At 42.0% G+C, this 19,568-nt stretch carries 15 protein-coding genes; 8 read left to right on the forward strand and 7 right to left on the reverse strand.

The features are described 5' to 3' along the window. Window positions 1-136 precede the first annotated feature (136 nt). Complete coding sequence (locus tag HWX64_RS16255; protein WP_175990559.1) at window positions 137-958, forward strand: Cof-type HAD-IIB family hydrolase; 822 nt, start codon at window positions 137-139, stop codon at window positions 956-958. A gap of 181 nt (window positions 959-1,139) precedes the next feature. Here HWX64_RS16255 and HWX64_RS16260 read toward each other — a convergent pair whose 3' ends face one another. From HWX64_RS16260 to HWX64_RS16270, 3 genes are all read right to left on the reverse strand, one after another. Then, a complete protein-coding gene (locus HWX64_RS16260; protein WP_175990560.1) occupies window positions 1,140-1,691 on the reverse strand; it encodes a hypothetical protein in 552 nt (183 codons plus the stop codon). A 217-nt stretch (window positions 1,692-1,908) separates the two neighbouring features. Further along, a complete protein-coding gene (locus HWX64_RS16265; RefSeq protein ID WP_254871203.1) occupies window positions 1,909-2,397 on the reverse strand; it encodes a CotY/CotZ family spore coat protein in 489 nt (162 codons plus the stop codon). An 81-nt stretch (window positions 2,398-2,478) separates the two neighbouring features. Continuing rightward, window positions 2,479-3,681, reverse strand: coding sequence for an ATP-grasp domain-containing protein (locus HWX64_RS16270; protein WP_175990562.1), 1,203 nt, complete (start codon window positions 3,679-3,681; stop codon window positions 2,479-2,481). Between the two features lie 266 nt (window positions 3,682-3,947). Between HWX64_RS16270 and HWX64_RS16275 the strand changes: the two genes are divergently transcribed. After that, window positions 3,948-5,198: an ATP-grasp domain-containing protein gene (locus tag HWX64_RS16275; protein ID WP_175990563.1), complete on the forward strand. Its 1,251-nt coding sequence runs from the start codon at window positions 3,948-3,950 to the stop codon at window positions 5,196-5,198. 184 nt (window positions 5,199-5,382) lie between these two features. On the opposite strand, the gene murF (HWX64_RS21985) is transcribed toward HWX64_RS16275, so the two are convergent. The 3 genes from murF (HWX64_RS21985) to HWX64_RS16285 form a co-directional block, all read right to left on the reverse strand. After that, window positions 5,383-6,489 carry a UDP-N-acetylmuramoyl-tripeptide--D-alanyl-D-alanine ligase gene (murF, locus tag HWX64_RS21985; RefSeq protein WP_254871175.1) on the reverse strand — a complete coding sequence of 369 codons (1,107 nt, stop codon included), beginning with the start codon at window positions 6,487-6,489 and terminating at the stop codon, window positions 5,383-5,385. A gap of 13 nt (window positions 6,490-6,502) precedes the next feature. Continuing rightward, on the reverse strand, window positions 6,503-7,549 hold the full coding sequence (locus HWX64_RS21990) for a YheC/YheD family protein (RefSeq protein ID WP_254871176.1): 1,047 nt from the start codon (window positions 7,547-7,549) through the stop codon (window positions 6,503-6,505). Between the two features lie 113 nt (window positions 7,550-7,662). Next, window positions 7,663-9,696: a DUF2817 domain-containing protein gene (locus HWX64_RS16285; RefSeq protein WP_175990564.1), complete on the reverse strand. Its 2,034-nt coding sequence runs from the start codon at window positions 9,694-9,696 to the stop codon at window positions 7,663-7,665. Window positions 9,697-9,905: 209 nt separating this feature from the next. Here HWX64_RS16285 and HWX64_RS16290 point away from each other — a divergent pair, with 209 nt between their 5' ends. The 6 genes from HWX64_RS16290 (at window position 9,906) to HWX64_RS16315 (ending at window position 18,756) form a co-directional block, all read left to right on the forward strand. Further along, entirely contained in the window at window positions 9,906-10,301 is a 396-nt protein-coding gene (locus tag HWX64_RS16290) for a GNAT family N-acetyltransferase (RefSeq protein WP_175990565.1), read from the forward strand. A gap of 19 nt (window positions 10,302-10,320) precedes the next feature. Further along, on the forward strand, window positions 10,321-11,715 hold the full coding sequence (gene murF, locus HWX64_RS16295; protein ID WP_175990566.1) for a UDP-N-acetylmuramoyl-tripeptide--D-alanyl-D-alanine ligase: 1,395 nt from the start codon (window positions 10,321-10,323) through the stop codon (window positions 11,713-11,715). 16 nt (window positions 11,716-11,731) lie between these two features. Beyond that, window positions 11,732-13,117 carry a UDP-N-acetylmuramoyl-tripeptide--D-alanyl-D-alanine ligase gene (locus tag HWX64_RS16300; RefSeq protein WP_175990567.1) on the forward strand — a complete coding sequence of 462 codons (1,386 nt, stop codon included), beginning with the start codon at window positions 11,732-11,734 and terminating at the stop codon, window positions 13,115-13,117. Window positions 13,118-13,157: 40 nt separating this feature from the next. Next, window positions 13,158-14,543, forward strand: coding sequence for a UDP-N-acetylmuramoyl-tripeptide--D-alanyl-D-alanine ligase (locus HWX64_RS16305; RefSeq protein WP_175990568.1), 1,386 nt, complete (start codon window positions 13,158-13,160; stop codon window positions 14,541-14,543). Between the two features lie 151 nt (window positions 14,544-14,694). Next, a complete protein-coding gene (locus HWX64_RS16310) occupies window positions 14,695-16,239 on the forward strand; it encodes a C40 family peptidase (RefSeq protein ID WP_175990569.1) in 1,545 nt (514 codons plus the stop codon). A gap of 543 nt (window positions 16,240-16,782) precedes the next feature. Continuing rightward, window positions 16,783-18,756 carry an LTA synthase family protein gene (locus HWX64_RS16315; protein ID WP_175990770.1) on the forward strand — a complete coding sequence of 658 codons (1,974 nt, stop codon included), beginning with the start codon at window positions 16,783-16,785 and terminating at the stop codon, window positions 18,754-18,756. Window positions 18,757-18,874: 118 nt separating this feature from the next. On the opposite strand, the gene HWX64_RS16320 is transcribed toward HWX64_RS16315, so the two are convergent. Then, on the reverse strand, window positions 18,875-19,084 hold the full coding sequence (locus HWX64_RS16320; protein WP_175990570.1) for a hypothetical protein: 210 nt from the start codon (window positions 19,082-19,084) through the stop codon (window positions 18,875-18,877). Between the last annotated feature and the right edge of the window lie 484 nt (window positions 19,085-19,568).

Raw genomic sequence — 19,568 nt, forward strand, 5'->3', positions numbered from 1 at the left:
TTACCTCACAAACCCCCCCTGTTACCTCATGACCGTCACCATCCCATCTCCCATTAACAAAGCTTTCCTTTTATTAAAAATCCATTTGATGTTATAGTAGGAAAATAAATTTTCATTAATGAAAGGATTTTTATACATGAGTTATAAAATGATTGTTCTTGATTTAGATGATACATTGCTTCGTGATGACCAGACGATTTCAGAACGTACGAAGAAGGCATTGATGGAGGCGCAGGAATCAGGAGTAAAGGTGGTCCTTGCATCGGGGCGTCCGACTTACGGCATGCGCTGGGTGGAGAAGGAGCTGAAACTCGATGATTATGGAAGCTATATCTTATCCTTTAACGGCTCTAAGATCATCAACTGCCGTACAAATGATGAAACTTACAGCCGCACATTGTCAGCTGAAGCGGCTCACAGATTATACGATTTAAGTAAACGAGAAGGAGTCGGAATTCTGACATATTCCGAGGAAGCCATACTTGTGGAAGAGCCAAGTGAATATGCTGATATTGAAAGCAGACTCACGGGACTGCCTGTGAAAGTAGTGTGGAGTTTCAAAGAAGCGGTCCAGGGGCCAGTCGTAAAGGTGCTCATGCTGAAAGAAGCAGAGCGGCTTGTTGAAGTGGAAAAGAAGCTTCAGACAGAACTGGACGGGGAGTTGTCCGTCATGCGCTCAAAGCCATATTTCCTTGAGTTCACTCAGCTTGGCGTCACAAAAGGGGCGAGCCTCGATTACTTGATCAAACCTCTAGGGATCCACAGGGAGGAAGTCATCGCCATCGGGGACAGCTACAATGACCAGACCATGATTGAATTCGCGGGCCTTGGCGTCGCGATGGGAAATGCGCCGGAAGATATTAAAGAGAAGGCTGATTATGTAGCGGCTTCTAATATGGAAGATGGCGTAGCGGAAGTGGTAGAGAAATTCGTGTTAAATAGACTGACCCGTGTATAGAATTTGACACCAGCGGTTGAAAGGGAGAAAACATAAAAACATAGCTTTTTGAGGCGCTAATTACCGTACTGATTAGCACCTCTTTTTTTATTCTAAATGCGGTGTTAAAAAAATTAGGACACCTAGTTTGAGTGATCCTTTAGTTATTCCGTTAACCCTCGGTTCAGGAAAACGATAATATCTAAGAATCATCTTTGCTGCCTACGAGAGTTTGCACTGTTTTCAGATGATTGGTGTCACTGATGATTTTGTAGTCATCAAGAGATTTTTGATCTAATCTTACGTGAATAACTTTTGTTAGATAACGATCTTCGCCTACTTGATTTGTCACAATAATTTCTACATGATATTTATATAAATCCCGGGGCATACCCTCTGCTTTTTTAAGCTCTATTTTTGAAAAATCGTCCATAAGACGCTCTATGGTATCCTGCTCTTCTATGGTTTTACTTTCATTAGTTTCTAATACCTCATTTGAGGGGTCATACACTCGGATCTTGATTGCATCAATGACGCTATCTTCCTTAAGTGTTTTATCATAAAGATCTGGAAAGGTTGTATAGGTTGATTGATGAACAATAATAAAAGCTCCCAAAACGAATAACGTCATCCCCATAACCAACGTTCGTTTTCTTTTGAAAAATTTACTCATCACAAGTGTCACGAGCATAATCAAAACAACAATAAGAAAAAGATGAAAATATTGTAATGTGAAATCAAAAAACCACCCCAATATACAACACTCCCCCTCTGTAATCCAGTTTTTTTATATGAAAATCCAATACTTCAAATAGAAATAAAATGGAAAATTCTGATAACAATTTTATCATAAGTTGTATTTGATGGCGAACGGGTTAGTAAGACTTGTGAGGCGGACTGAAGTCCGAATCGGCTTCAATCCGCCCCACAAAAAAAGAGCTAAACCTATTATACAGATTCAGCTCCGCTCCTTACTTGGGATCGTACTCCCAATCGTATCCCGCACCATATCCCGGACCAATGCCCCGATTCCCGCTTGGACCACTTCCCTGTCCGTCCCCGTGATTGACTTCCGGAAGCTTCCGGTTGACTAATTTCGGAGGAAGGGGCTGAATTCCGAGGATGCAGTTGCAGTCAATGATGATACATTTGTCGGTTTTGTAAAGGGCAAATATATCTTCGACATCGTCGGTCATGTATCCGTCTATATCCACTCCCTCCAGTAACCTGAGTGTCGCACAGTCCTCTTCGATATCGATGATCTTAAAGAAGATGGTGCTGCCTGAGTGTAAGTGGGCTTCAAACGGTTCACTATTTTCTTTCATATATAAAAGAAAAGGAATGGTATCCACCTTGTCGTACTCACAAATGAACTTGAATTTTTGAGTTGCCAATTTACATTGTTCAAGGAGCAATTCATTCAGGGTTTCGCATATACAGCTGTTGTGATGACAAATCATCGCCACAAATCCTCCTTTCAACTGTCTCTTATTATTAGTGTATTTTGCTCTTGAAAAGTGGTGTAGTACATATATAACGGTTTAAGTTGATTCCAGATAAAATCGTATCTCTTTAGCGGCATTTTTTGCGCGCTCCTCTGATTCCTGCACAGATTCTCCGTACGCCATGACATACCCGTATCTGTGCCCCATGGAAGTGGGGGGACGGAGTATTTTCCCTTTTTTGGATTTTATATAAACTTCAATGATGCCTTCATGTTCTTCCGCTTTGTTCTGTCCTGACACTTTTAAGAGCTTTCCGACCTTGTTTACAGTCATGTAGCAGGTGTAGATATGTTTTTTCCATTTGGGTTTAATTGTGTTGGGTTTACTGAGATAGACCCTTAACGTTTCTTCCACTATGCTCAGTCCGTATGCTTCTTCGATCATCTTATTCATTGCCCCTCCGGAAATGCGGGGGTTGATTTCAATGAGTTTCCATTGATCCTTTACCAGCCTCATTTCCAGATGACAGCTTCCATTAATAAAACCCAAGTCATTGATGATCTCTTCCACCTTTTTGACTAATTCAGGTTGATGGTTTTCCGGTGAAACACTATAGCCGGTGACAATGAATCGTTTCTGATAGTTGATTTCCTGTTTGACGACCACGGCAATCACGGGTTTACCTTCTTTGACCACTGCCTCGATTAAGTATTGCGGTCCATCTAAATATTCTTCTACAAGGATGGTGGAAGGTTTTTTTCGATTTAATTTCTTTATGCCCCAAGCCAGCTCTTCCTCGTCATGAATGAGCAGGACATCCTTGGATCCATTGGAAACGGGAGACTTTAATATGAAAGGATAGGGGATCGTTCTTGCCTTATCTGTTGAAAAAGGAGGCTCCATTTTTATAAAATCAGGTGAATATTCTTTTCCTGTCAGTTTCATTCTGAGCTCTGTCTTATCCATACAATCAGCTATAGGCTGCAAGGTGATATCCGTTCCGCAGAATTCATTGGAAAGCCGGGCTGACAAAGAAACGTGGGCATCGAAAAAACTGATGATGCATGCTATCTTCTTCCCTGCCTGCTGAAGGGAAGTGATTTCTTTCCTTAGTGCTTCTTCCTGCTTTAAATCTACTTCGACCATTTCATCCACTTCCGGAAAAAGATCTTTTTCTCTTATAATCCTTCTATTGTTAGTAAAAAGGATGGTGGAATAGCCCAATTTTTTCCCGGCTTCAATTCCGTCCCTTGAGGAGCCTGACCGGTGAGTACCTATAAAAATGATGTATTCGTTCATAAGAAAAAAAGCTCCTTTATGAAAGTTCTTTGGTTTTCGTCTCTACTCATTATATGAGCTGTCTTTGGATAAGTATGGGCAGTTGAAGGTGAAAACAGATAAATGGAGGAACTTCCATCGAAGAATATTCAGGATATTTAACAAAATCGTCAATGAATCAGCCTGCACCCTATGTGTATGCTCAGAATAAACTATAAAGTAAAACATTGCTCGTACCCATTTTGAGCGTTGAAAGAGAATTTTTATTATGAAGGAGCGTACCTTGAATGAAGTCTATCATTTTTATTGAAACGACTAAGTCAGGTTCAAGCAGGGAAGCGATTAAGACGGCAGACAGACTTGGCTATTATACTATCCTTTTTACTGAGAGACCTAACTTTGTTGCGAAACGGGAGGAATTCCCCGATGTTCATTTCATGAAATTATGCGATCTCAGTGATATGAATAAACTGCAAAAAGAAGTGAAGGCCCTTATCTTAAAAGGGATCGAAGTGTCCGCTATCGTAAGCTATGTGGATCCGCACAGCTATACAGCATGTGTCCTTGCTGATACATTCAATGTAAATCACTTTTCCACCGAAGGAATGAAAAATATTCAAAATAAGATTCAATCACGGGAGCTGATGAAGGACTCGTCAAAAACTCCCGCTTACTGGACGGTTGCAACAAAGAGGGAAAGCAAGGCACTGGAACCGGAAATCAAGGATAAGTTCCCTCTGATCATGAAATCCCCCCAATCTACGGGTTCAAAAGATGTCTACAAGGTAGAGAATCTGGAAGAATATCGTAAGAGGTATGAGACGCTGATCAATCGTTATGAAAATCAGCCTATTTTAATAGAAGAATTTCTCCCGGAGCCTCAGTACCTGGTGGAAGTAGTGGTTCATAAAGGAAAGGTTCATATCATGGCGGTGATCAAACAGGATATTCACTATCATCGGCGCTTTATCGTCATGGGCTATAAATTGATGCTGAATGCAGGGAAAAACTTTTCTGACGGACTGAAGAAGGCGATAGAAGACATCGTTAGTCAGCATGGGCTCGAGTCCGGCGCTTGCCACCTGGAGCTTCGCCGCAAAGGAACTCAGTGGAAGCTGATTGAAATAAATGCACGTATCTCCGGGGCTGGGATGAACAACATGATCAAAGCTGCCTTTGGGATCAATCTGGTCGAAGAAACATTAAAAATGGCACTGGGAAAAGATCCTGATTTAAAGCCTAAATTTCAAAAGAATGTATATATGCAATATGTGACGGTGGAAAAAAAGGGGACCCTTAAGAGAGTAACAGGAAAAAATAAAGCCCTCGCTTCCAAGGGAGTAGTAGAGGTTTACGTCAAGCCGCGTAAAGGTTCGTTGATTACACCTCCATTGTCGATGGGACATCGGTACGCATATGTCACCGCTGTCGGAAAGACTGCTAAAGAAGCTGAGATGAATGCAAAGAAGGCGGCTGCGGAAATTCAGTTTTGGATTGAAGAGTCTCCAAAGGAAAAAATCACAACAGAAATTAAATAAGAAAGGAGGGAGGGCCGCCGTTTCCCTTCCTCATTTTATGTACAAGTATAATAGCATGATCAAAATTATTAAAAACGCCTTGTTCAAGCTTAGTCAGCTTAAAACAAGGCGTTTAAATTTACATGATTCCAGTATGCAATTTTGTTTTTCCAAATCGGGGACGGAGGATCTTCCATTCGAGGTGTCATCCAAGATGCTTCTTAAAATACTCCACCGTCTCCACCATCTCCAGCCCGCTGGCTCCTTTGATGAGAATGGTCCAGTTTGGCTTGATGGTTTTGAGTAGATTCTCGTTTAATTGATCCATAGAGGTTCGGTTAAAGTGAAAGATCCGCTGCTTATTCATTCCCGCTTCCCGGGCACCGATTCCAATGTTTTTAGAAAGATTGCCATAGGTAAAGAGGTAATCGATCTTCTTCTCAGCAACATATCTTCCTATTTCTTTGTGAACTTCTTCATGCTTATCTGCAAAGCCTGCCATGCTTCCCAGGACTGCGACTTTCTTTTCCCCTTCCAGGTTCGAAAGTACGTCGAGCGCCCCTTTCATTGCATCCGTAAAGGCATGTACCGTATCGTCAATCAGCGTGATGTTGTTTTTCAGCTGCATGACATCGAGCCTGTGCCTTGGCTTCCTCACTTCACTCAAACCTTGTTTGATTTCTTCAGGTGTAAAGCCGAGCAGGTCGGCGATGGCAATGGCCAGGAGGGCATTGTATACGTGGAATTCTCCATGATAGGGAATGGAGAAGGTATGAGATGTACCCGACAGCTCAAGGTCAAAGCTGATCCCTTCCACATTGTAGCGCACGTTCTTTGCCTGGTAATCCGAAGGGGTATGGATGCTGACCTTCTTCAGCACTCCTGTGAATTTCTTTGTATGCAGGAGCTTCGACTGTTTATCGTCTCCATTCAAGAATAAGTGGCCATCCCCATCCATACCTTTAATAAGCTCTGATTTGGCTGCCGCTATTCCTCTAATATCGCCATTGAAGTTGCCGATGTGGGCAGTGCCGATGTTGGTGATCGCCCCTATGTTAGGCTGAATGATTTTACAATGCTTACTGATGACGCCAGGGTACGCCATCCCATATTCGAGTACAATGGCCCGATGGATGAAATTGATTTCATCCTGGTGCTTTTCTGTATGGTCGGTCCGGTTCCAATAATCACTGGATTCGAAAATGATCCAGCGGGTTCTGAGAATGGATGCGATGAATGATTTTGTAGTTGTTTTCCCGGAACTTCCGGTTACAGCAATGATCGGTCTTTCAACGGAGAAATCAATACTCATAATTATCCTCCTTTCATGGTAAACTTGGTGATTGCTTGGCTAAGTAGATGCAGTATCGGATTGTATTAATAACTACATCCAATTCAAGATAAAAGGTTGGGGGGCATCCGGGTCTCCAGTTGACCTCATAGATCCATATTTTCCCCAGGTCGTCCAAAGCGACATCGATTCCAAGCTCATCGATTGTCTCTGAATAGTGTTGATCCTGTAATTCATCCATATGCCGGGCCAGGGCCAGGGAGAAATTTTCTAAATAACGTTTGATGTTAAAATAATCATCCCCAAATTCCTGCTTCAAAAAAGGGACCAGATAATTCATCGAACCGCCGCTGTTGATATTGGAAACAATCGTTCCCGGGGCACCGATTCTTGGGTAGATGGAAGTAATGACCCATTCTCCTTCACCGTCTTTTTGAACGTGAAGCCGGAAGTCAAATACGCTGCCATCCTTAGTCCGGCAATTGATATAGGGCTGTACGAGAAAGTCCTCTTCCCCGATATGTGTGGAAACAAATTCCTTTAATTCATCATAAGAATAAAGATGCTCATCCGTGTCAATTAATAGCCTAAAATCATTTCCGACACGTTCAATAAGAATGATCGATTGACCTTTCCGTCCGTTTACCGGCTTAAAGACAATTTTCCGATAAGCCTCCAGAAATGAAAAAAAGTGATTCGTCCCTCTGATAACCTCCGAGGGGATCAAGTATTGGGTGAACTCCCCAGCTTCCATTAATCGTTTATACACGGCCATTTTATTGCCGATCGAATGAGTGGTAAAGGGAATGTCTTTCTTCAGATTTTCAATGACATCATTGGATTTAGCCAGCTTTTCAGGGCTTCCTGTGTTATAGATGACATGTGGGAACGGGAAGATTCCTTCCACCCACTCCCCGTCTTTATATTCAAATCCTGAAATTGTTTTCGTATCAAAGTCAACTCCACCCGGAGAGAAATAAATCATCTCCGTTCCTTCCGCCTTGGCCACAGCTGCATAAGCGTACGATTTGATGACACTTTCAGGATGCTTTCTGTGGTGCAGCATTCCAATTCGAATCAATTGACTGACCTCCTTCATTTATATAAAAATGACCTTCTTCCTAACTAGTAAATGACGATAGCCGCTTTTAGGGAACGACACTTGTAATGGGTAAACCGCCCTTTTTTGCTCATTCACTTTCGGGGCTCCGAATGGATGGCATTCCACAAAAGCCTATAGAAGTAACTGGTATGCCCCCTGAAACAAATCTCTAATCCAAAGAGAATGAGGTTTCCTTCTGGATTGGTAATGATCGCAGCCTTCCCATGAGCTTGGTGGTAGTCAGGCCAGTATCCAGCCAGTAACGTATCCTGGCCCTTTCCGTATGAAGCGACCACATTCATCTTGCCGATATTCGTGAACCAGGCGGGCCGGTATACAAAACCGGTATCTTCAGTCAGATATCCCTTCGTAATCGCGTGATCCTTATAATGGATCTGCAGTAATGCATTCTTATTCCAGCCGCCGGAATGAACCTCCGCCTCACTCAATTCAAGGATCATGGTCAAGGCCTTAGAAGCACCAGCCCCGATCCCGATTACTTTTCCGCCCTTTTGTAAATAGTGCTGAAGATTTTTACGGCAGGCGTCCTGCTGGTCAGGGGAGTCCAGTACGAAATCACGGTACATGCTTCTGATGTTTGATGGAGGATAAAATAAATGCTCATATCCGTTATAAATAAGGACATCGATGGAGGATAACGCTTTTTTAACAGCCAAATCCTTTGCTCTTAATTCCTTAAAAGGAATCTTCATTTGCTGAAGGGCAAGCTTCAGCCCTGAATGAGATTTTTTATGAAAAAGGCCATCGTCTATTAAAATCCCGACTGAAACAGGGGCTTCTGGATTTGGTTTTTCAGGGTAAGGTACGGGTTGAACGTCATTCTCGAATGATTTGAAAGGCTTCATACCAGCCATTATCTTCTCAACTGCAGGATGGCAATTCACTCCCCAGCTCAATGGAAGGCTCCAGGCGCATAGCTCTGACAACCTTTCAGAACCTGAAGAGAGATCTTCCCCCCGGGACAGGAAACAATAAGCCAAATTAGCGCGTGCTTGATTCATTGGTACGATGGTGGTTCCCGAGGGGAATGTATGTCCTTCGTATTTGAATTCTTCTGTAGAGGAGTATAGTTTGATTCCATTTTGCTGCAGATGCAGGATTAACTTCCTGTAAGCTGATTCAAATCCGCTTTTTTCTGTCAGCAAGAAGTATTTTGGGAAAAGTCCCGGTGAGTGAGTGGGATGGTGATTCTTGATTCCCCTGCGGAAAAAGGCAGTTTGGTTTTTTTCCAACTCTACTCTGTGCTTTGAAATGTGGGAAAGAGCAGCTGTAACAGCTAAAACAAGCCAGGTGGTGCCGTCCTCTGAGCGGCTTGGTGATTCGATGGTAAGACCGGTGGCCCCTTGCAGCATCGAATACATCGAACAGCAAAATGGACTATAGTCATCCCAGCCATTCTTTCCATCGCGATAAGGGATGTACGTGCCTTTGATCGACTTAAATCTTTCACCGGAAAACTTGTCCCTTTCCGCAACTAAAAAGGCTTCCATGTGCTCAGCAAGAGGTAGCGCCCATTTAAGATACAGATCATATTCATATGCTGGATTGTGAGGGGGGGTACAGGGTTCGATCAATCCAAGGTGAGTGTGAATGGATCTTTTCCACACATACCCATGCAAGTCCAATACGACTGCCGGCTTTACCTTCACGATCAGATTGACTATGCTTTGTGTTTCCGGCTGCGATTGTGTAAGGAAATCCCGATTTAAATCAAAGCCTTCTGCGTTATAGCGGGTCTTATGCACATATCCGTCCGGATTACAGCAAATGACACAATGAACAACCAAATCATCCAGCCATTGTATGCTTTTAGCTTCTTTCTGAATCTTATCCAAAAAGCGCAGTAAAGCTATTGAACCGGTGGCTTCATGTCCATGAATGGAAGCGGTAATGACGACGGGGGTTTTCTTCTGTGACTGCCGGGACCGTTTCCTGTTTTGAACGATTTCTGTCCCTGAATCAATGGGTTTTTGAATCGTCACACACCAAACATCCCGCCCTTCAATAGACTTGCCGAGTGAGGAAAGGGAAAGGAATGGACTTTGCCGGCTCTTCTTCTTTATTAATGCTTCTAGCTTCCTGTAAGAAAGAATAGTACTTCGCATGTAGTCATAGCCTCCTTTCTATAGTTAATTCAAGGAGAGTCAGTTCTGCCATGGACAAGTGTCCCGTTTAGACAAATATGGTCATTTTTCGCCCCTATTGTAGAGAGAATGCCTGTAATATATGGTCTTCTGCCGTCTCCACCGGAGAGACTTGTACATAGATTAATACATGAGAACGGATCAACCGGTCAGGTGGAAGGGGGATTCCTATGAAAATGACGATTGAAAGATCCACGTTTAAAGAAGTGGAGCCGCTCATTAAGCTTGCTCGCAAAGAAGGGATGAGGGTTCATGACGTCCCGGGATCTGTATGGTTTTATGCAAAAGTGGATGGAGAAATGGCTGGCTTTGTCTCTTGCTATATAAGGGAGAAGCATGGGAAGGCGGTCTTTAAAAGTGATTATGTGCGGGAGGGATACAGACGCAGAGGCATCTACCGGAAACTGTTTGAGACGAGATTGGCCTACGTCAGGAATTTCAACGTGAAATTAATCAAAGCATCCTGTACAAAGATGTCTTTGGGGTGCTTCTTGTCTTACGGGTTCACGAAAACAGAAACGAGGTCAAGGAAATATACAGATGTAGTGATGAATGTAGTTCATTAGATAATTAGGGGGGATCGAAATGATGAAACTTCATTTAAAGGAAATCAGAGGGGCAGTGGAAGGAGCTTTAGTAAGCGGTTCTGAAAATATGGACATCCATGATGCGATCATCTTCCATCAGCATAAGCTGAAGATGACGAATACACTGGTTTTCATCGATAAAAGGAAGCCAATCAGCGAAAAGAAATGGAATAGGATGGTGAGGAATGCTCCATGCGCCGTAATTACAGATCATGATCAAGCTGCTGTAAGCGGTGAAGAAGGGATGACCATCATTCAGGTTCGAAATGTGAGGGAAGCGTTTACGAAGTTTGTGAAATACTTCAGGGGTATCTATACACTCCCGATTGTGGCCATTACAGGAACTTGTGGAAAAACAACCACCCGTGAGATGCTGACGCATATCTTGGAGGAAAATCATTCTGTCGTTTCCACCGAACAGAATGACAATACCCCGCATCGATCATTTGAATACCTGATGAAAATAAACGAGAGTACTGATGCAGGTGTATTTGAAACGGGCTTGGGCGGTCCTGGTGATCTGCGCTATCACTGCAAGGTCTATCAACCGGATATAGGGATCATTACCAATATCGGAGTGTATCATCTCGATCGCTGCAAGACCTTTGAAGGATATCTTGCAGCCAAAGCGGAAATGCTTGAAGGGCTGCAGAACAAAGGTACATTGATACTGAATGCAGATGACCCCAATAGTTCTAAAATTAATTTAGAAGAGTACAAAGGAAATGTCCTTTATTTTAGTATCCATCAGCCGTCCGGCTTCAGGGGAACCCATATCTCAATCAGTGAAAAGGGTACGCATTTCACCTTACATGCAAACGGCCGCAAATACCCTGCTTTTATTCCTGAAATCGGAGAACATCACGTATACAATGGATTGGCTGCGTTACGGGCTGCGGTAGAACTTGGGGTAGACATTAAAATAGGGATCAGAAGGTTACGCACCTTTAAAAATCTGGAAAGGCATTTTCAATTGCGTAAAGGCCGGAACGGTTCAACGATCATCGATGACACTTGGAATGTGAACCCTACCTCATTAAAGGAAGCCATTAAGACGCTTTCCTTGATAGCCAAAGATAAGAAGCGTATAGCTCTAATAGGGAATGTTGAAAGACTCAACAGAAAAACAAAGGACATACACAAGGAACTCGGAAAGTATGTGGTTGAATACGGAATCGATGTGCTGTTTACGTATGGAAAGAAAGCGAAGATACTGGCGGAGCAGGCATCGATGGAAAGTGAAAATATCATTGTATATCCATTTACCTCGATTAAAGGGATGGAAAAACTGATATTGAAACATCTCGATGAGCAGTCATACATGCTGGTCAAATGCCGGGCCGGCAGTAAACCTTTGATGAGATTAAAAGAGCGTTTGATGAGTGAGGAATGATAAGGAGAGGTGAAGGATGAAAGTTTTACAACTGAAGAGCGTAATTCAGACAGTCGGAGGACAATTAGTGCTTGGTTCGGATGATCTATTGGTGAAAGACGCAGTCATTTATCACCTCCATGGAGTCAGCAGGAGTCACACAATCATCTTTTTAGACAGAAGGAAGCCATTCGATCATGAAGAAATCGAGCATCTGCAGCCATATGTCATCATCAGTGATGCAAGGGATTGTAAAGAGAGATATACAGAAGCGTTTGCTGTGATTGAAGTGGACAATATTAGAAGGGCCATATTTGCCTTTGCTGATTTTTATAGAAGATTATGGAACATTCCCATCATTGCCATCACCGGAACGAATGGGAAGACTACGACAAAGGACATGATTGTTCATATCCTTAAAAAACAATATTCCGTTCAATTCACCAAAAGGAGCAGAAATGCGCCGAGAAAGTCCTTTGAATATCTGATGGGAATTAATGAAGACACAGACGTTGGAGTCTTTGAAACAGGTTTGGGATCCCCCGGGAACCTGCGGTATCATTGTGATATTTTCCAGCCTACGATCGGAATCATCACCAACATAGGAGTCTTTCATTTGGACAAATGCAAAACAATGGAAAATTATATTGAAGCAAAGGGAGAAATCATAGAAGGGTTAAAGAATAAAGGAACGTTACTGGTGAATGCAGATGATGAAAATATAGCCACCCTTCCTTTAAAGGATTATAAGGGGAAGCTGGTTTCCTTCGGGAAATCGGCAGCTGCCGACTTGAGAGCTGCTGATATACACATCGGTTCAAATCAAACGAGATTCACTATGACGTATAAAAGCAAAGCATATTCGGTGGTCCTGCCTTGTCTGGGAGAACATCAGGCTTATAATGCCATGGCTGCGATCGGAGCTGTACTGGAAGCTGGTATGGATCTCGAGTCAGCCATCGAAGCATTGAGGTCGTTCAGTGTGCTCGAAAAACATATTCAATTGAAGCAGGGGATAAAGGGTTCCACCATCATTGATGATTCTTGGAGTTTAACACCCGGAGCATTAAAGGAAGCATTGAAGGTACTGCAATCCGTTGCAGACGGCAGGAAAAAAATCTTACTGATTGGAAATATCGGCAGATTGGGCGATTATACTAAAAAAACTCATGAGGAAGTGGGGGACATGATCGCAGAACAAGACATCGATGTTCTGGTGACATATGGACATAACGCCATGTATGCAGCCCGAAGAGTGGCGGATAGAAACAAGGACATCCAAGTACATGCATGTCTGGATGTAGAAGACGTCTACCATAAAGTCTCTTCATTATTATCCCATGAGAGCTTAATGCTTTATAAGTGTTCAAATACAGACGATGATTTAATGACACTTAAGGAACATTTCTTAATGAACCATTAACTATAATGATGAACTTTTACCTTAAGACAGGAGTGAAAAAATGAAACCTCTGCCACTGCGAGAAATAATGGGTGTGATAAATGGAGAGCTCGTATATGGAGATGACAATTTCATCGTGAAGGATGCGATGGTCTCCCATCTGCACAGAATAAAAATGAGAAACACGTTAATATTCTTAAGAAAAAACGAAGCCTTTCACGTTAACAAGGTGATTAGATACTCGCCTTATATTATCGTAACGGATAAAAGTGATGAAGAAATGAAGGCTAGTGAAGCCGCAGGTATCGTAAGAGTTGAAAATGTAGATGATGCATTCTGGGCGTTCACCCGCTATTACCGAAATCTATTTGATCTGCCGATCGTGGCCATTACGGGCACTTGTGGAAAAACCACCACCAAAGAGATTCTTTCCCACCTTTTATCTTCTACACATTCCATCCAATCCACCATCAGAAGCAGGAATGCCACCAGAAAATCCTTTCAATATCTTATGGGCATCGATGAAACCACGGATGCTGCAGTATTTGAAACCGGTCTGCGCGGTCCCGGGAACCTTCATTATCATTGCCAAGTATTTCAACCTACAATCGGAATCCTCACAACAATCGGTGTCGACCACCTGGATAAGTGCAAGACGTTAGACGGGTACATCAAAGCAAAATCCGAGATTGTCAAAGGTGTCAGTAAGGGCGGCACCCTCATCTTAAACAGCGAGGATGAAAACACAAAGAAAGTATCTTTATCAGGATTCTCCGGGCAGATCATATATTGCGGTACAAGCAAACGCGCGGATTACCGAGCCGCTGACATTGTTTATGGAAGGAAAGGAATGTCATTTACACTTCATCATAAAAACAAAACGTACAGGATGTATATACCGGGCTTTGGAAAACATCAGATATATAATGCGCTGTTCGCTCTTGCAGCTGCCCATAAAATCGGACTGAGCCTTAGGAAGGCTTCAATGCGACTGAGGACATTTAAAAATCTTGAACGGCATTTGCAGGTTGAAAAAGGTATTATGGCATCTACGATCATTGATGATACGTGGAGTACAAACCCCACATCCATCAGTGCAGCCATTGAAGTACTTGAAAGGCTGGGAAATGATAGAAAAAGTGTATTGGTATTAGGTAATATTGCCTATTTAGGGAAGCAGGAGAAGAAAATTTATCATGATTTAGGAAAATTAATTGCATCTAAGAAAATCGACACCTTGATTGCTGTAGGAAAGAATACAAAGCAGGTAGCGGATCAGGCTCAAAAGGATGGGTTCGAAGGGAAAGTATATACAGCAGATTCTCCTGCACACATTAAAAAGTATGTAGCAAATCTGTTGGATGAAAAAACCGTATTAATGATCAAAGGATCGATGATGGATACGGAGTTAATAAGGCTTGCAAGCTCCTTTAAAGCGGATGGATAAGTGAGTAAGAAAAAAGACCCACTCCTATTACCCCTGTTGGTATCTCGCTCCTTCTTGGCAATTATTACATCGTTTAATCGCTAAAATCTTTGTTATACTTGCTGTGGATAAGAAATTAGAATATTTCACTTTATTCACAGGAGGTAGAAACATGAAGAAATTAATGACAACCGCGGTATGCACAGTTGCTTTAACGTTCAGCTCTGTGTCAATTCCGCCTGTGCAGCAAGCAAATGCAGAAACAGCTTCCCAGCAGCCTGAAGTAGAGCAGAAAGCTGATAATATTATTTCAACTGCAAAAAGCTTAATTGGTAAAGCGACATACGAACGATATGTTTACAACCCGCCGCATCAATTTGGCTGCAGTGGATTCATATACTATGCCTTCAAACAAAACGGTATCGACCTTGCAACAAGGGATACAAACGTACAGGCACAATTGGGTGAGTATGTACCAAAGGATCAGCTTCAAAAGGGAGATCTTGTGTTCTTCGATTCAAACCCGAATGATAACGACCCGGTTACTCACAATGGGATTTATATCGGAGATAACAAAATCATTCATATGGCAGACGAAGAGAATGATATTCTGATCTCTGATTTAGACGGTAAGGATTATTATAAGAATAATTATAAAACTGCACGACGTGTGCTTCCTTCCTTTATGTATGATGAAGCAACTTCATCCACTGCAGAAAAGGTAGTTGAAATAGCAGAAGGGTTAATCGGGAAAGCTTCTTACGGCACTCCTTACAATGAAGAAACATTGACTTTCAATGGTGCAGGACTGACTTATTATACGTATAAGCAGGTAGGGATTGACCTTAAATCAAAAACAGCAAGTGAACAGTCAAAACTTGGAGAACCTGTTAAACGTCAAGATCTTCAAAAAGGTGACCTTGTATTCCTTTCAAATAATTCAAGTAACGGAAAGATTGTTCATGTAGGTGTATATGCGGGGAATGATCAAATTGTTCACGCTGCCGGTTCTGATTCCGGAATCAAGAAGAGCGTTATTCTTAACGGCTACTACGATGAACATTATGTTACTGCGCGCCGCGTGATTGACGTGGATGCGGCGGCTACAGAAGATACAGCCGAAAATACTGAAACTCAAACACCATCTGCTTCTCAGGAAAAGCCTGAAACAGAGACGGATGTTCAACCAGAAACACCTGCAGCAAAGCCTGAAACAGAAACGGATGTTCAAGCAGAGAAGCCGGCAGAAACACCATCAGAATCGGATGTTCAGCCACAAGCTCCAGCAGATAAACCGGAAAACACTGAAGACAAGCCTGCTGCTCCTCAAAATAAAGGTACTGAGGTTTCAGGGCTTGCAGAAGATTTAATGGGCAAAGCTCAGTATGGACGTTCTTATGATGAAAGCACAATGAGTTTTAACAGTGCAGGACTCGCTTACTATGTGTTTAAACAGAACGGCATCGACCTTCAGGATAAAACAGCAGCCGGGCAGTCGACAAAAGGCCAGTACGTTTCGAAATCTCAATTGAAGGAAGGGGACCTCGTGTTCTTCTCAAATTCTTCAAGTGACGGTGAAATCGTTAATACTGCCATCTACGCAGGCAACAATGAAGTGATCATGTCCGCCGGTAAGACTTTAGGTGTTGTAAAACGAAACTTGGATAGAAGCTGGTATCAAGAAAATTATGTGACAGCTCGCAGAATCATTGAATAGTCTTTTAAATGAACAAGGGGTGACCGCCCCTTGTTTTTTCTTTTCTAAATAAATACCCTCGATCACAAAACATAAACCACTAATTATCAATTCCTTCATTAATGGTTGGATAACCCTCAAACTTTTTTATTGGAAATCCATCAGTCTTCACTGTATACAACACTTACATTTAACAGAGCCTAACATATACATAATCAAGATTTATGTTTGGTTTGGAATCTGCCTGGGTAGACATTTACATAGAATTAATATTTCTTTGGTTATTATTTACACCTCAAGTACATTCAGGCATCGATCGATGGAAGTAATATAAGAGTGAAAGCGTTACATCCCTTCATATGATTAGATTCCTCAAGAAATTGTCGAATTCCGATGAAATGTTTTTGTTACGAATTACACTAAAATGTTATACAGCTGAAATTAATTTCTGCTATAATACTTTTTGTTGACTCAATTTTGATTTACAAAAAACAAACGATCTTTACTAAATCTTAATATAAAAGGTGATGAAGTATGAACTTCTTTAAGAACCGTTTCAATGACATGCGCAGTGAGATGCGTGCTGGGAAGTTGACTTTCTTCTTTACAGTTGTCATTTTATTCTGGCTTAAAACGTATGCCGTCTACTTGGCGGAATTCAACCTTGGAATTCAAAATTTCATGCAGCAATTCTTACTATTCTTTAACCCGCTGAGTTCAGCACTATTTTTCTTTGCATTTGCTCTTTTCTGGAAAGGCAGAGGACGATATATTGCATTTATCGTCATTAACTTATTGATGTCTTTCGTATTATATGCAAACGTCGTGTACTACCGTTTCTTTAATGATTTCATTACAGTTCCGGTTATTCTTCAGGCAAAAACGAATAACGGACTCGGCGGAAGTGCCGTTGAGTTAATCAATCCTATAGACCTTCTTTACTTCCTGGATCTGTTCATCATTATTGGATTAATGATCCTGAAGAAAGTAAAGCCGCAGGAAAAGCTGCGTTTCCGTTCAGTATTCGCGGTCATGACTTCTGCAGTTCTTGTTTTCTTATTGAACCTTGGACTTGCAAATATTGATCGTCCGGAGTTATTGACTCGAAGCTTTGACCGTAACTACCTGGTAAAATATTTAGGAACACACAACTTTACAATCTATGATGTCGTTCAAAACTCTAAGACACAAGCGAAACGTGCTATGGCCGACAGCAATGAGGTATCAGAGGTAGAGAACTTTGTGCAAGCAAACAAAGCGGCTCCAAACCCTGATGCCTTCGGTAAAGCTGAAGGTAAAAACGTCATTTATATTTCTATGGAATCCCTGCAGTCATTCATGATTGGCAGAGAGTTGAATGGTCAGGAAGTTACACCGTTCCTGAATTCTTTAGTTGAAAATAAAGATGCCATGTACTTTGATAACTTCTTCCATCAGACTGGTCAGGGTAAAACATCCGACTCAGAGTTCATCATCGAAAACTCATTATACCCGCTTCCACAGGGTGCAGTTTTCATGACACATGCAAATAACACGTATCAATCTGCTCCTGCTATCTTAAAGGATAAAGGATACACTTCAGCCGTGTTCCACGGTAACTATAAAACGTTCTGGAACCGTTCTGAAATGTACCGTTCAATGGGGTATGACAAGTTCTTTGATGCAACGTATTATGATATGAGCAACCCGGAAGAACAGCTTCCATACGGATTGAAAGATAAGCCGTTCTTTGAAGATTCAATTCCGATGCTCGAGAGTTTAAAGCAGCCGTTCTATACGAAATTCCTGACGTTATCCAACCACTTCCCGTTTGACCGTCATGAGGAAGACACTGACTTCCCGACAGCGGAAACAGGTAATGGTGTAGTGGACCGTTATTTCCAAACGTCACACTACATGGATCAACAGCTTGAAGCATTTGTGAACGACTTGAAAGAAAAAGGTTTATATGACAATACGATGATTGTTCTTTACGGAGACCACTATGGTATTTCAGATAATCATAAAAAAGCGATGTCTGAAATCCTTGGCAAAGAAGTGAATGACTACGAAAGTGCTCAGCTGCAGCGTGTACCACTGTTCATCCTGAACTCTGGCGCTGAAGGTGGAGTCAACCATACGTACGGCGGACAGATTGACCTTCGCCCAACAGTTATGCACCTTCTTGGACAAGAGACGAAAGATTATCTAAGCTTTGGTCAAGACTTGTTATCTGAAGAACGCAAGCAAATTGTTCCTTTCCGTAACGGTGATGTGATTTCTGATAAGTATTCCAACATCAAAGGCGTCTGCTACGATAACGAAACAGGTAAGCCTGTTGAAGAAGATAATGAGGAAGCTAACAAAGCTTGTGAAGATATCAGTAAGGATGCCCAGAAACGCCTTGAGCTATCAGATAAGGTAGTCTATGAGGATTTACTGCGTTTCCACAAACCGGAAGGATATACGCCGATCGATCGTAAAGATTATCAGTATGTAAATCCAAATCCGAAAAGCACAGAAAATCCAGAAGCAAAACATGAAGAAAACCATGAATAAGATAGTATGATAAAAGCCAGCTCCGGTTTAAGGAGCTGGCTTTTTTTATGTCTTGGAAAGAAAGGGGCGGGCCTGCACTTCAACACTTTAAATTGACGAGGGACGGGCCTTTGTTTCATTAGCCAAAATGTTCGATGTGGTCAATCTGATTCAAGTGCAGATTGATCACTTCCTTCGTATCATCCGCGTAAAAAAGTAAATGTTCGTCATTTATTTGAAGTAGTCTGCCAGAAAAAGAGTGTGGGCCTTTCTTGGTTTTCATATAATGCACACTCAGTAACTGATTTTCATTCATCCATTCTGTCATCTTGCTAAGCCATTCATTCACGTCAGGTCTCTCCTTCTGGATGTCATCATACTCATTTCTCTGTGGAGAATGAATTGAACTGCCTTTCTCCAGTAAAACACAAACTAATTATTACTCTTGTTGTATTTTTATCGGTATGTTGGAAGTGGTTGTTTAGTTGGGATTTAAAGGGAATAAAGGATGGATGCAGGGAGAGAGAGGGGGTGAAGCGGTGGAAAGGGGGAAGCGGGGATTGAGCGCTCAGTCGGTAATTCTGACATGAATATTCGCAATAAAACAATCAAAATTTATAACTTTCAAGTAAAAATGACCATCTTTCAAACCATTTCACCTGTGCACTTTATAAAATGGGATATTTAAATACTCATAAGCGGCTCCTTTGGGGAGGAGCAGTTGATAATTGTGCCGGATTTCAATTTATTGTGCCAGTTCAAAGGATAATTGAGCTACTTAGAATGATTTAAACTGCCTTCAAGCCACGGCTATAAAGTTAAACTTCCTCACC

The sequence above is a fragment of the Bacillus sp. Marseille-Q1617 genome (assembly GCF_903645295.1).
Classification (GTDB): Bacteria; Bacillota; Bacilli; order Bacillales; family Bacillaceae_B; genus Rossellomorea.

What these genes read in the sequence shown, in the direction of transcription:
- HWX64_RS16255 (WP_175990559.1), top strand. Translation starts at nt 137, where the DNA reads ATGAGTTATAAAATGATTGTTCTTGATTTAGATGATACATTGCTTCGT.
- HWX64_RS16270 (WP_175990562.1), bottom strand. Translation starts at nt 3,681, where the DNA reads ATGAACGAATACATCATTTTTATAGGTACTCACCGGTCAGGCTCCTCA.
- HWX64_RS16310 (WP_175990569.1), top strand. Translation starts at nt 14,695, where the DNA reads ATGAAGAAATTAATGACAACCGCGGTATGCACAGTTGCTTTAACGTTC.
- HWX64_RS16285 (WP_175990564.1), bottom strand. Translation starts at nt 9,696, where the DNA reads ATGCGAAGTACTATTCTTTCTTACAGGAAGCTAGAAGCATTAATAAAG.
- HWX64_RS16275 (WP_175990563.1), top strand. Translation starts at nt 3,948, where the DNA reads ATGAAGTCTATCATTTTTATTGAAACGACTAAGTCAGGTTCAAGCAGG.
- HWX64_RS16265 (WP_254871203.1), bottom strand. Translation starts at nt 2,397, where the DNA reads ATGATTTGTCATCACAACAGCTGTATATGCGAAACCCTGAATGAATTG.
- murF (WP_254871175.1), bottom strand. Translation starts at nt 6,489, where the DNA reads ATGAGTATTGATTTCTCCGTTGAAAGACCGATCATTGCTGTAACCGGA.
- HWX64_RS16300 (WP_175990567.1), top strand. Translation starts at nt 11,732, where the DNA reads ATGAAAGTTTTACAACTGAAGAGCGTAATTCAGACAGTCGGAGGACAA.
- HWX64_RS16315 (WP_175990770.1), top strand. Translation starts at nt 16,783, where the DNA reads ATGCGCAGTGAGATGCGTGCTGGGAAGTTGACTTTCTTCTTTACAGTT.
- murF (WP_175990566.1), top strand. Translation starts at nt 10,321, where the DNA reads ATGATGAAACTTCATTTAAAGGAAATCAGAGGGGCAGTGGAAGGAGCT.
- HWX64_RS16290 (WP_175990565.1), top strand. Translation starts at nt 9,906, where the DNA reads ATGAAAATGACGATTGAAAGATCCACGTTTAAAGAAGTGGAGCCGCTC.
- HWX64_RS16305 (WP_175990568.1), top strand. Translation starts at nt 13,158, where the DNA reads ATGAAACCTCTGCCACTGCGAGAAATAATGGGTGTGATAAATGGAGAG.